General features: G+C 31.4%; 13 protein-coding genes. 1 reads left to right on the forward strand and 12 read right to left on the reverse strand.

All coding sequences use genetic code 11. The features are described from left to right. Positions 1–7: 7 nt before the first annotated feature. Positions 8–1192 (reverse strand): phosphoglycerate kinase, encoded by a 1185-nt coding sequence (locus C7U55_RS06155; RefSeq protein ID WP_022002408.1) that lies wholly within the window; start codon positions 1190–1192, stop codon positions 8–10. 84 nt (positions 1193–1276) lie between these two features. On the opposite strand from C7U55_RS06155, the gene C7U55_RS06160 reads away from it, so the two are divergent. Continuing rightward, a complete protein-coding gene (locus C7U55_RS06160) occupies positions 1277–1576 on the forward strand; it encodes a rhodanese-like domain-containing protein (RefSeq protein ID WP_048925145.1) in 300 nt (99 codons plus the stop codon). A 23-nt stretch (positions 1577–1599) separates the two neighbouring features. Here C7U55_RS06160 and C7U55_RS06165 read toward each other — a convergent pair whose 3' ends face one another. The 11 genes from C7U55_RS06165 to ilvC form a co-directional block, all read right to left on the reverse strand. After that, entirely contained in the window at positions 1600–2457 is an 858-nt protein-coding gene (locus tag C7U55_RS06165; RefSeq protein WP_106987803.1) for a YitT family protein, read from the reverse strand. A 122-nt stretch (positions 2458–2579) separates the two neighbouring features. After that, positions 2580–3674, reverse strand: coding sequence for a MerR family transcriptional regulator (locus C7U55_RS06175; RefSeq protein ID WP_106987805.1), 1095 nt, complete (start codon positions 3672–3674; stop codon positions 2580–2582). A 21-nt stretch (positions 3675–3695) separates the two neighbouring features. Next, a complete protein-coding gene (locus C7U55_RS06180; RefSeq protein WP_106987806.1) occupies positions 3696–4790 on the reverse strand; it encodes a MerR family transcriptional regulator in 1095 nt (364 codons plus the stop codon). Positions 4791–4808: 18 nt separating this feature from the next. After that, positions 4809–5729 carry a TraB/GumN family protein gene (locus C7U55_RS06185; protein WP_106987807.1) on the reverse strand — a complete coding sequence of 307 codons (921 nt, stop codon included), beginning with the start codon at positions 5727–5729 and terminating at the stop codon, positions 4809–4811. A gap of 43 nt (positions 5730–5772) precedes the next feature. Further along, on the reverse strand, positions 5773–6576 hold the full coding sequence (locus tag C7U55_RS06190) for a hypothetical protein (RefSeq protein ID WP_106987808.1): 804 nt from the start codon (positions 6574–6576) through the stop codon (positions 5773–5775). Positions 6577–6672: 96 nt separating this feature from the next. Beyond that, positions 6673–8352, reverse strand: coding sequence for a biosynthetic-type acetolactate synthase large subunit (ilvB, locus tag C7U55_RS06195; RefSeq protein ID WP_106987809.1), 1680 nt, complete (start codon positions 8350–8352; stop codon positions 6673–6675). Positions 8353–8368: 16 nt separating this feature from the next. Continuing rightward, positions 8369–10048, reverse strand: a complete 1680-nt coding sequence (gene ilvD / locus C7U55_RS06200) for a dihydroxy-acid dehydratase (protein WP_106987810.1) — start codon at positions 10046–10048, stop codon at positions 8369–8371. 12 nt (positions 10049–10060) lie between these two features. Next, positions 10061–11143 carry a 3-isopropylmalate dehydrogenase gene (leuB, locus tag C7U55_RS06205; protein WP_106987811.1) on the reverse strand — a complete coding sequence of 361 codons (1083 nt, stop codon included), beginning with the start codon at positions 11141–11143 and terminating at the stop codon, positions 10061–10063. Between the two features lie 10 nt (positions 11144–11153). Further along, a complete protein-coding gene (leuD, locus tag C7U55_RS06210; RefSeq protein WP_032089413.1) occupies positions 11154–11630 on the reverse strand; it encodes a 3-isopropylmalate dehydratase small subunit in 477 nt (158 codons plus the stop codon). Next, entirely contained in the window at positions 11630–12904 is a 1275-nt protein-coding gene (leuC, locus tag C7U55_RS06215; RefSeq protein ID WP_106987812.1) for a 3-isopropylmalate dehydratase large subunit, read from the reverse strand. Before leuC ends, leuD begins: the two co-directional genes overlap by 1 nt. A gap of 89 nt (positions 12905–12993) precedes the next feature. Beyond that, the coding region (gene ilvC / locus C7U55_RS06220) for a ketol-acid reductoisomerase (RefSeq protein ID WP_106987813.1) at positions 12994–13869 on the reverse strand (876 nt) is incomplete at its 5' end.

A 13869-nucleotide genomic window follows, 5' to 3' on the forward strand; every position in this document is an offset into this window, starting at 1 on the left:
TTCCTTATTATTTATCATCAATTGCAGCGATACCAGGAAGAACTTTACCTTCCATATATTCTAATGAAGCTCCACCACCAGTTGAGATGTGAGAAACTTTATCAGCATATCCAAGTTGCATTACTGCAGCAGCGCTATCTCCACCACCGATGATAGTGTTAGCACCTTCTAAACCAGCTAAAGCTTCACATACAGCGATTGTTCCTTTAGCAAATGGTTCCATTTCGAATACACCCATAGGTCCATTCCATACAACTGTTTTAGCACCAGCTAAAGCAGCTTTGATGTTTTCTACAGATTTAGGTCCGATGTCTAATCCCATGTATCCATCAGGTACATCTTCACCACAAACTTTAATATCACCTTCTGCAGCAAATGCAGTATTGATTACAGAATCTACTGGTAAGATTAATTTATCTCCAGCTTTAGCTAAGATATCTTTAGCTACGTCAATTCTATCATCTTCAACTAAAGAGTTACCGATTGAATGACCTTGAGCTTTAGCGAAAGTATAGCACATACCTCCACCAACGATAACTTTATCAGCAATTTTTAATAAGTTTTCGATAACTAAGATTTTATCAGAAACTTTTGCTCCACCTAAGATAGCAACCATTGGTCTTTCTGGATTACTTACAGCTTTTCCAATGTAGTTGATTTCTTTTTCTACTAAGAAACCAGCTGCTGATGGTAAATGAGCAGGGATTCCAGCTGTAGAAGCATGAGCTCTATGAACTGAACCAAATGCATCTTCAACAAAGACATCACCTAATGAAGCCCAGTATTTTCCTAATTCAGGATCATTTTTACTTTCTCCAGCTTCATAACGAGTATTTTGAACTAAGATAACTTGTCCATTTTCAGCGTTTTTAACAGCTTCTTCTAATTCAGCACCACGAGTGCAATCTACGAATTTTACATCTCTACCTAATAATTCAGCTAATCTAGGAGCAACAACAGCTAAATTGTTTTTAGCTTTGTCTTCTTCAGTTTTCACTTTACCTAAGTGAGAGAATAAAACGATAGCCTTTGGAGATTGTTCTAATAAATATTTGATTGTTGGTAATGCAGCAACAATACGATTATCATTAGTGATTTCTCCTGTTTCTTTACTTCTTGGTACGTTGAAGTCAACACGAACTAAAACAGTTTTTCCAGCGACTTCAATATCTCTAATTGTTTTCTTATCCATTTTTATAATTCCTCCATGGCTGAATTATATCATCTATAATCATTGTTTTCAATTAATTTCATATTATATTATGAGGTGAAAAATATGAAAAATACGAATGTAATCCCTATCCAAAAAATCCCATCCATGTTAAACAATGATTATCAATTTGTCGATTTAAGAGATCCCTATGAGTATAAGAAAATTCATCTAACAAAATTCACAAATATTCCCTATGAAAAGTTCAATCTCAATCAGTATCATTTTTCTAAAAAAGAACCACTTATTCTTATTTGTTATAGCGGAGCTAAATCAAAAAAACTCGCTGATGATCTATGTCAACAAGGCTATGATGCCTATAGTATTGATGGTGGGTTCTATTCTATTTTGCATCAAAAGACATAAAAAAATTAACGGGTGTATACTCGTTAATCCAATGGTTTATTATAAAAACGTCCAATAAAGTTTTCAACTTTAGTTACAGAAACAATAATTTTAGGATCTGTTTCTTTTAAAGCTTCTAAAACATCTCCAACTTCATAACTTGATACAATTGCTGTTAAATAGCTTACAGGATGATGTGAATATCCTCCATAACCATCTAAAGCAGTAATCCCATGATGGAATTTTTCTAAATAAGTATCCACAACTTCGTCTTTTTTAAGAGTATAGATGTGTAACATAACACGTTTATATCGTGTATGGAAAGTAGAAATTGTTTTTGTTGAGATAAATTGGAACAAAATAGAATACCCTGCTTTATCAAATCCAAAAATAACTCCAAAAACACATAAAATCATAGCATTAAAGGCAAAAACTTGCATCCAGATTTCTCGTCCATTTTTATTAGCAAAATACAAAGCAATAAAATCTGTACCACCTGAAGAAGCACCCGCTTTTAAGGCAAGTACAATACTCATTCCCCAAATATATCCACCAAATACAACATTTAAAACTTGTTCATCAAATAATGGATAATTTGGAATAATTTGTAATAAAAATGATGTTAAAAAGACTTGTAATAATGAAAAGAATACAAATCGTTTTGATATTTTCTTGGCACAAATAAGTGCAACAGGTACATTTAAAGCAACTAAAGTGAATGCTGTTGGAATTGATTTTCCAAATAAATCAGCAATCATATCTACAAGTAAGGCAATCCCCATAAACCCACCTGACAATAAGTGTGCTGGTCTTACAAATGTTTTAGTTGTAGCAGCCATAATCAATGAAGAACAAAATACACAGGCAAAACTAATTAAATCTCTTTTTTTTATCTTTTTCATGATCTTTCTCCCTAAATTCCACTACATTGTACTCTTTTAGAAACAATTTACAACAGGCAATTATAAAAAAATAAAGATAATTTATTAACAAAGAAAAAGGATTAAATTCACATCTAATCCTCTTACCTATTCTTTCCATTTTTATGATAAATATTTTCAAAAAAATCATACAATTTTAATTCATCTTGTTCAAAGAAGTCAATCACTTCATCACTTGCTTGAATATCAATATTCTTATTTCTTAATATTTGATAAGCCATTTTAGGATTTTCCTCAACTGATTTTCCCATATCAATGATAAATTCAAATCCATCTTGAAAGATAAAACTAAATTGCATCACATAAAGTGTATGTAATCCTTGATGCCATGCGCCACCTTTTTCAAAATAGAGACCTATCTTTACTCTTCTTAAATCCTGCCAACTATATTCCTTATTTTCATTATTTTCTTTTTTAGTTATCAAGCTTTTTAAAATAGATTTTCTACTTTGATAGTGATAACTACAAATTGAAATCTTATTATCTGTTAATTCAACATATTCTAATTTAGTTTCACAAATAACAAATATAATCAAAAGAATAATAAATGAAATACACATAGAAAAAATAATGAGTTTCCCTGATGCTTTATAAAAAGGTATTTGAAAATGTTGTACTGAACTTCGTGTTTGTTCGTTCACATAAGAAATCATATTAGGAAATGCTAAACCAATTAAAATTCCAAAAATTCCAGATATAAATAAAGATAAAACACTAATGCCTAACAGACTTCTTGGTATCGACTTATAACCAATAACTACTGTTTGATCTTTCTTAAAATAATCAAATACTTTCTTTAAGTCTTTTTTCTTAACTTTTTCATTCCCTATTTGATTACCTTCAATTACTTGATCTAATAATGGGATATTCTTCTCTTTTAAATCTTCACACATGTTTTTTATATATTGCAATGATTCTATTCGGGTATTCACTTTTTCAATATGGTTTTCTAAAACATCTTGAAATGTGACTTTATTATCTAAGATATCTTTAATATCTTCTATTGGTACATTGATATCTCTTAAAAACATAATTCTTTCTATTTTATGAACATCTTCTTCATTATAATTTCGATAACCATTTTCATCTCTATAAGGTTGAATCAATCCCATCTTTTCATAATATCTTAGTGTATAAGAACTGATTTTTAATTTTTCTTGAACTTCTTTTATTTGCATAACTTTCACCTACTTTTTTAACTATCTGTTTTTACCATTTTTATGATAGATATTTTCAAAGAAATCATACAATTTTAATTCATCTTGTTCAAAGAAGTCAATCACTTCATCACTTGCTTGAATATCAATATTTTTGTTCCTTAGTATTCGATAAGCAATCTTAGGAGACTCTTCCATTGATACCCCTGCATCTACACAATATTTAAAACCATCTTTAAAATAAAAACTAAATTCAGGAACATAGAATGTTTTGATTCCACTTCTTCCTGTACTCTTATTTTCAAAATATAATTTAATTTCGACTTTATCTAATTCATCCCAAGTATATTTTATATTATGTTTACTTTCTTTTTTTAAAATCATACTTTTTAAAATAGAAACACGCTTTTGATAATGATAACTACAAATTGAAATATGATTATCTACAAATTTAATATAATTTTGTTTTGCGTTACAAAGTATCATTATTATTTCTAATAAAATAAAACCTAAAATAATCCCAATAGCCAATGTAAATCCCGATGGCTTAAAAATAGGTATGTATAAATCATTTGGAGTATTTGAAAATTGTTTATTAATAGAGGCAATTATATTAGGTATTCCAACAACTACAAGAAAACCTATAATTACCGACAAAAAAATTGCAATAGGAATTGATGAAACTATATCTCGAATGGTTACTCTTGTTCCAATGATTACTGTTTGATCTTTCTTAAAATAATCAAATACTTTCTTTAAATCTCTTTTCTTAACTTTTTTATCTCCTATTTGATTGTCTTCAATTACTTGATCTAATAAGGGAATATTCTTTTCCTTTAAATCTTTACACATATTTTTTATATATTGTAATGATTCTATCTCGGTATTCACTTTTTCAATATGATTTTCTAAGACATCTTGAAATGTGACTTTATTATCTAAAATATCTTTGATATCTTCTATAGGAACATTGATATCTCTTAAAAACATGATTCTCTCTATTTTGTGAATATCTTCTTCACTGTAGTTTCGATATCCATTTTCATCACGATAGGGTTGAATGAGTTCCATCTTTTCATAATATCTTAACGTATAGGAACTGATCTTTAGTTTTTCTTGAATTTCTTTAATTTGCATAACTCTCACCTACCTTCATTATTTCATACATTCAACTAAATAGCCATCATCTTTTAATAATTGAATAATTCCTTTTTTACCATAGAGATGTTTACATCCTACACCTATAAAATCATGTTTATTATTATGAATACTATCGGCTAAAGTATCTTTCATATGAATGTTTCTATTATATGCAAGTATATTCCAATACTTTTCATACTTTTCTTTATCACTATCATTTAATTGTTCTAACTGATTTAACAATAAATTTTGTTCATATTCATAATATTGTGTATTACCACTATAATAAGCATCTAAATCTTCTTTAGCACTTTTTATTACCATTTCTTTATTTGCTAAATTATCTAATATCGTCTCTGAGTAATCCCCTGATAATTCAGTTAATAGCTTCATTTGAAATTCAATACCTTCAACTTCTTTAAAATTCTTTTTCTTTTGAGCATACTCATAAATATAATTATCAATTGCACTAAATTTACTTATATTTGCCTTATTCAATACTTCAGGATCACTATTTATAAGTGAGTTTATTACAAATACATTATAGAGTGCATAACCAGGTTTTCCTTTCAAACTTTTGTATTGTTTCATTAGATTTTCATATTTATCTTCTAGACCTAAATCACGAATTGAATTGTACGTATTGTATTTAGTGATTTCTTCTGTTTCTTTTGGCGATGGTTTCATATCACATTCTAAATAAATCGAATCACTTTCATCTAATGCCTTTTCTGTTACCTTATCCAAACTTTTAATAGGATACCTTCCTGGATGACATGTTCCAAATAAATATGAGTATCCTCCTTTTTGATCAGATACTTTGTAAAGAAACATACTTGTATCGATGATTCTTGTGTTTTCTTCTTTCTTTTGAGTCGTACACCCACTCATCATCACTAAAACAAGAACTATGATTAATTTCACTAACTTTTTCATCTTATTTCCCTTCTTTCTAACCAAAACATACACGTTAGAGTTACTATAAGGTCAATAAGTATTCTTTATTTTTTAAATATTCTTTTAAAATAATTTTTTCGTTTTTAGTAAAACCTAAAATATCCATGGCCACATCAAAAGAAACATTTAGATTTTTCATAACATTATAAATACCTCTAACATTATTTTGTCTTGTAACTTCTCTTGTCACTTTTCTGACTGTTTTTTCTTTAATATCCATTTCTATAGCTTGACTTAAATTACACATTATCTCTAATTCCTTATCTATTTCTTTATTATTTATGTATTTTTTTATTAATCTTTCTTTATACTTTGCACCCATTCGATAACTTAAGATGATGTGCATTAAAGTAAGAATTTCATTATGTTGTTTACATTCATTATTTGATCGATATCGATTTGAAATATAAATCCTGTATTTATAAATGTTTAGTTGGGAATTTATATTCATTAAAACAGTTCCATCATCATATTCTAAAGATCGGGTTATAAAATATAAATGATATACTTTATGTTTCTTTCTTTTATTTACATGTGCATCTTCTATATAATCTAAATTTAAATAGAGATTGATTTGAATACATTCCTTTAAATTAAAATAACATCGTACATCTTGTTTATTATTTTTATCTCTTTTCTTTGAGTAAATATATTCTTCTAATGAAGACATTTTAATACCATAAATATGTTTACTTATTTCTTCAATTGTCATTTTCTTTGCCTCATCTACATATTCTTGAATAATTCTTGATAGAATTTCTTTATGACAAATAATTCTTTGACAACAATAATCATACATACGTTTTTTATTTTGAATCCCATTCATATTTTTATCCTCCACAATATATATTCGTCATGTTGTCTCCTTTTTTCTTCAAAAAACAAAAAAAAGACCAAATATTTCTATTTGATCTTTCATAAATTATTTATTTTTTAAATCAGATTCATCAAACGCTTTAGAAATAGCACCACCTGGAGCAACCATTGGGAAAACTTTATCATCTTTACCAATCATTACTTCAATTAAAACAGGTCCATTTGTATCTAAAGCTTCTTTAATAGCTGGAGCAACTTCTTCTTTAGTAGAAACACGAATTGCTTTACATCCTAATCCTTCAGCAACTTTACAGAAATCAACTTTATCATCTAAAATCGTATTACTATAACGTTTACCATAGAATAATGTTTGCCATTGTCTTACCATTCCTAATACCTTATTGTTGATAACAACTTGAATAATAGGCACATTGTAACGACTTGCTGTAGCAAGTTCATTCATATTCATTCTGAAACATCCATCACCAGCAATATTAAATACTGGGAAATCAGGATTTCCATACTTAGCACCAATTGCAGCGCCTAAACCAAATCCCATTGTTCCAGCTCCACCTGAAGTAATTAATTGACGTGGACGTCGATAATGATAATATTGAGCAGCCCACATTTGATGTTGTCCAACATCTGTACAAATAATCGCATTACTATCTGTTAAATAATCAATTTGTTCAAGGACATAAGGTCCTGTAAGAGTAGAATCATCATAGTTAAGTGGATAACGATCTTTTAAATCACGAATTTGTTTTAACCATTGTGGATGGTTTTGTCTTTCTAACTTATTATTTAATTCATTTAAAATACATTTAGCATCACCAATAATACCTAAATCAACTTGAATATTTTTATTGATTTCAGCAGCATCTACATCAATGTGAATAATTTTAGCATTAGAAGCAAATGTTTGAGTATTACCAGTAACACGATCAGAGAAACGTGCACCAACTGTAATTAATAAATCACATTGACTTACCCCAAAGTTACTTGCTTTTGTTCCATGCATTCCAAGCATTCCTGTATAACGAGGTCTTGTATTATCAAAAGCCCCTTTACCCATTAATGTTTCACAAACAGGTGCATCAATTTTTTCTGCAAATTCTTTTAATTCTTGATTTGCACCAGATGAAATAACACCACCACCAGCAAAGATAAATGGTTTTTCACTTTCTTTGATCATTTCAATTGCTTGATCTAAATCTTCAACAGTATATGTTTCAGTTTTAGGTTCAATAGCTTTTGGTTGAAGTGGTTCAAATTCCATCTTTTCTGCAGTAACGTTTTTAGTAACGTCTACCAAGACAGGTCCTGGTCTACCTTCTTTAGCAATATAGAATGCTTTACGAATTGTAGGCACTAAATCTTTAATATCTTTAACGATAAAATTATGTTTTGTAATTGGCATTGTCACACCAGTAATATCAATTTCTTGGAAACTGTCACGTCCTAAGATTTCAACACCAACATTTGCAGTAATAGCAACAAGTGGTGTTGAATCCATATAAGCCGTCGCAATTCCAGTAACAAGGTTTGTTGCCCCTGGTCCTGAAGTAGCCATACAAACACCAACTTTTCCTGTTGCTCTTGCATAACCATCAGCTGCATGAGAAGCACCTTGTTCATGAGAAGTCAAAACATGATTGATTTTATCTTGATAGCGATAAAGTGCATCATAGACGTTAAGAATAGTTCCTCCCGGATAACCAAACACTGTATCGACACCTTGTTCAATTAAACATTCACATATAATTTCTGAACCAGTTAACATCATTTTGTTTTTCCTCCTTTTATTTTTTTTCTTCTGGCGCTTGTAATACAGCACCTTTATCTGCAGATGTTACTAAAGAAGCATATCTTACTAAGTAACCTTTTTTAATACGAGGTTCCCTTGGTTGCCATTTAGCTTTTCTTGCAGCCATTTCTTCATCACTAACACGAACATTCATTGAATGATTTGTGATATCAATATCAATAATATCTCCTTCTTCAATGAAAGCAATTGGTCCACCTAAAGCAGCTTCAGGTGCCACGTGTCCAATAGAAGCTCCACGAGTAGCTCCAGAGAAACGACCATCTGTGATTAAAGCAACATCTTTATCTAAGCCCATACCAGCGATTTCTGAAGTTGGTGATAACATTTCACGCATTCCAGGTCCACCTTTAGGTCCTTCATAACGAATAACAACAACATCACCTTTAACGATTTTTCCTTCACGAATAGCAACAATGGCATCATCTTCACAGTCAAAGACACGCGCTGGTCCTGTATGCACCATCATTTCTTTAGCAACCGCTGATTGTTTTACAACCGCACCATTTGGACAAATATTACCTTTTAAAACAGCAATACCACCATAAGGTGAATATGGATTTTCTACCGGACGAATGATTTCAGGATCTAAGTTGACGCATCCTGCAATATTTTCAGCTACAGTTTTTCCAGTAACAGTTAATAAATCAGTTGATAATAAACCTAATTTATTAATTTCATTCATTACTGCATAAATTCCACCTGCTTCATTTAAATCTTCCATAAATGTATCACCAGCTGGAGCTAAGTGACATAAGTTAGGTGTTTTCTTAGAAATTTCATTCGCAATTTCAAGATTTAAAGTAACTCCTGCTTCATGAGCAATAGCTGGTAAATGAAGCATTGAGTTTGTCGAACATCCAAGTGCCATATCCATTGTTAGAGCATTGATAAATGCTTTTTCAGTCATAATATCACGAGGACGAATATCTTTTTTAATAAGTTCTACGATTTGCATACCTGCATGTTTCGCAAGTCTAATTCTTTCTGAATAAACAGCTGGAATTGTTCCATTTCCACGAAGAGCCATTCCTAAAACTTCAGTTAAGCAGTTCATTGAGTTTGCTGTATACATACCTGAACATGAACCACAAGTTGGACAAGCTTTTTGTTCAAATTCATGAAGTTTATCTTCTGTCATATTTCCTGCATTGAATTGTCCTACTGCTTCGAATAATGAAGATAAACAAGTTCTTTTACCATCCATTTTACGACCTGCTAACATCGGTCCACCAGAAACAAAGATTGTTGGAACATTGACTCTGGCAGCAGCCATTAATAATCCTGGCACGTTTTTATCACAGTTAGGAATCATAACTAAACCATCAAATTGATGTGCTTCAGCCATTGCTTCTGTACTATCAGCAATTAATTCACGTGTAACAAGTGAATATTTCATTCCTGTATGGTTCATGGCAATCCCATCACAAACAGCGATTGCTGGAATTTCTACGGGCACCCCACCAGCAAGATAGATTCCTTTTTTTACAGCTTCACAAATTTTATCTAAGTTCATATGTCCTGGAACAATTTCATTGAAAGAATTGACAACCCCAATTAATGGTCTTTCTAATTCTTCATCTGTATACCCAGCGGCATTAAATAATGATCGATGAGGAGCTCTTTCAGTTCCTTTTTTTACAAAATCACTTTTCATCCCTATATCCTCCTATAAATGACTTACAATAAGGTCTCCCATTTCACGAGTCCCTACTAATGTTTTACCTTCAGACATGATATCTGTTGTACGATATCCTTCTTTTAATACTTTTTCAATAGCATCTTCCACATCTTTTGCTTCTTGATCTAAATCAAAAGAATAACGAAGCATCATTGCTGCTGATAAAATAGTTGCAATTGGATTTGCAATATTTTGTCCAGCAATATCTGGTGCACTCCCATGACTTGGTTCATACATACCAAAGCTATCTTCTCTTAAAGAAGCACTTGATAACATTCCAATTGAACCAGTAACCATACTTGCTTCATCTGATAAAATATCACCAAACATATTTTCAGTTAAAATAACATCAAATTGTTTTGGATCTCTCACAAGTTGCATTGCACAGTTATCCACTAACATATGTTCTAAAGTAACTTCTGGATATTCTTTTGCGACTTCTTCTACAACTTTACGCCATAAACGAGAAGTATCTAAAACATTTGCTTTATCCACGCTTGTTACTTTTTTATTTCTTTTCATCGCAATATCAAATCCACGTTTAGCAATACGACGAATTTCACTTTCACTATAACTCATTGAATCATGAGCAACCATTTGATCTCCTTCTTTTTCAGTAGAACGTTCACCGAAATAAAGACCGCCTGTAAGTTCACGCATGATCATCATATCAAATCCACCTTCAGTTAATTCTTCTTTAAGTGGACAAGCCCCTTTTAATTCATCATATAAGTAAGCAGGACGTAAATTTGCGAATAACCCTAATTCTTTTCTAATTTTTAATAAACCTGCTTCTGGTCTTAATGATGGTTCTAATTTATACCATGGTGAAGTTGTCGTATTTCCACCAATAGCCCCTAATAAAACACTATCACTTTTTTTAGCAATTTTTAAAGCTTCATCACTTAACGGCACACCATAAGCATCGATTGAACAACCACCCATTAAGATTTCTGTATAATTAAATTTATGATTGTATTTTTTTGCAACAGCATCTAAAACTTTCATCGCTTCTGTAACGATTTCAGGCCCGATTCCATCACCTTTAATAACCGCTATATTCTTTTCCATTTTTTATCCCCTATTTTTTAGAATTTACATAATTTACTAAACCATCAGCATCAATCATTTTTTGTAAGAATTCTGGAAATGGTTGACTTTGGTAAGTTTCATTTTTTGTTTTATTTGTGATTACACCTGTTGAAAAATCAACTTCTACTTCGTCACCTTTTTCAATTTTATCAGCTGCTTCTTCACATTCCATAATTGGGAACCCAATATTAATTGAATTACGATAGAAAATACGCGCAAAGCTTTTTGCGATAACACATTTAACCCCAGCAGTTTTTAAACAAAGAGGTGCATGTTCTCTTGAAGAACCACAACCAAAGTTTTGACCTGCTACAATGATATCTCCTTTTTCTACAGTTGAAGCAAAAGTAGGATCAATATCCACCATAGCATGACTTGCAAGTTCTTTTGCATCAAATGAATTTAAATAACGTGCAGGAATAATTACATCTGTATCAACATTATCTTTATATTTATAAATTTTCATTATTCTTTACCTACCTTTTCAGGATTTGCGATATATCCAGCAATCGCACTTGCTGCAGCTACTTGTGGGGAAGCTAAATAAATAAGTGCTTCGGTATCCCCCATACGTCCTACGAAGTTACGGTTTGTTGTTGAAACACATTTTTCACCTTTAGCCATAACACCCATATGTCCACCCATACAAGGACCACAACTTGGTGTATTGAATGCACATCCAGCTTCTACAAAGATTTCAGCTAAGCCTTTTTGAATACATTGTAAGAAGATTTTTTGTGTTGCCGGTACAACCATAACACGTACATTGTCTGCAACTTTTTTACCTTTTAAAATTGCTGCTGCTTTTTCTAAATCAGATAAACGTCCATTTGTACAAGATCCAATAACGACTTGATCGATATAGATTTTATCCATTTCTTCAATTTCATCAATTGTATGTCCATTTCCTGGTAAATGAGGAAAAGCAACAGTTGGTCTTACTTCACTTAAATTGATTTCTAATACTTGTTCATATTCAGCATCTTCATCTGCTTCAAAAACTTCATAAGGTTTTTTAGAATGTTTTTCAATGTAAGCAATTGTTTGATCATCAACAGGGAAAATACCATTTTTAGCCCCTGCTTCAATTGCCATATTACAAATTGTAAAACGATCATCCATTGTTAAGTATTGAATACCATCTCCCACAAATTCCATTGATTTGTATAAAGCACCATCAACACCAATTTTATCAATAATATGTAAAATAACATCTTTCCCACTGACATATTCACTTGGTTTACCAGTAATCACAAATTTAATTGCGCTTGGTACTTTAAACCATAATTCCCCAGTTGCCATCCCAGTAGCGATATCCGTTGTTCCTACACCTGTAGAAAAAGCTCCTAATGCCCCATAAGTACATGTATGACTGTCTGCCCCAATAATACATTCACCAGCCACAACGATTCCTTTTTCTGGTAAGATGGCATGCTCCACACCACATTTACCTTGTTCCATACGATGTGTTAAACATTGTTTGTTTGTAAAATCCAAAATTGCTTTTGAATTTTCTGCAGATTTAATATCTTTATTTGGTGTAAAGTGATCTGGTACTAAAACCACTTTATCTTTATCAAAGACCTTATCTGCCATTTTATCAAAAATTGGTAATGCCATTGGCCCTGTAATATCATTCGCCATTACAACATCCAATTTTGCTTCAATTAATTGTCCCGCTTCAACATGATCTAATCCTGCATGTTTTGCTAAGATCTTTTGTGTCATTGTCATTGCCATTGTTTAAATTCCCCCTTCATTTTTTAACCTTAGTAGGTTGTCATTAGAAAGTCATGACTTTCCAATGACAACACACTAAAGTGTGTTGATTAGTTATTGATTAATTTATCTTCATCAGACCAAGAATATAATTTTCTGATTTCTTTTCCGACTTTTTCTGATTCATGTTCTGCAGCTAATTTTCTCATTGCTTTGAAATGCGCTTGTCCTCCTGCTTGAGACATGTCTAATAAGAAATCTTTTGCGAATGTTCCATCTTGGATATCTTTTAAGATTTGTTTCATTGCTTTCTTTGTATCTTCTGTAATGATCTTTGGTCCTGTAATATAATCTCCATATTCTGCTGTATTTGAAATTGAATATCTCATTCCTTCAAATCCTGATTGATAGATTAAGTCTACAATTAATTTCATTTCATGAATACATTCGAAGTATGCATTTCTTGGATCATATCCTGCTTCTACTAATGTTTCAAATCCTGCTTGCATTAAGGCACATACCCCTCCACATAAGACTGCTTGTTCTCCAAATAAGTCTGTTTCTGTTTCTGTTCTGAATGTTGTTTCTAGTACTCCTGCTCTTGCTCCTCCAATTGCTAGTGAGTATGCTAAAGCGATATCTTGTGCTTTCCCTGTGTAGTCTTGTTCTACGGCTACAAGACATGGCGTTCCTTTTCCTACTTGGTATTCACTTCTTACTGTATGTCCTGGTGCTTTTGGTGCAATCATTGTTACATCTACATTTTTTGGTGGTATGATTTGATTGAAATGAATATTGAATCCATGAGCAAACATGAGCATGTTTCCTTCTTCTAGATTTGGTTCAATTGATTCTTTATAAAGTTTTGCTTGTAATTCATCGTTGATTAAAATCATGATGATATCTGCTCTTTTTGCAGCTTCTGCTGAAGTATACACTTCAAATCCTTGTTCTTCAGCTCTTTTCCATGATTTTGATCCTTCGTA

It is taken from the genome of Faecalibacillus faecis (assembly GCF_003024675.1).
Classification (GTDB): domain Bacteria; phylum Bacillota_I; class Bacilli_A; order Erysipelotrichales; family Coprobacillaceae; genus Faecalibacillus; species Faecalibacillus faecis.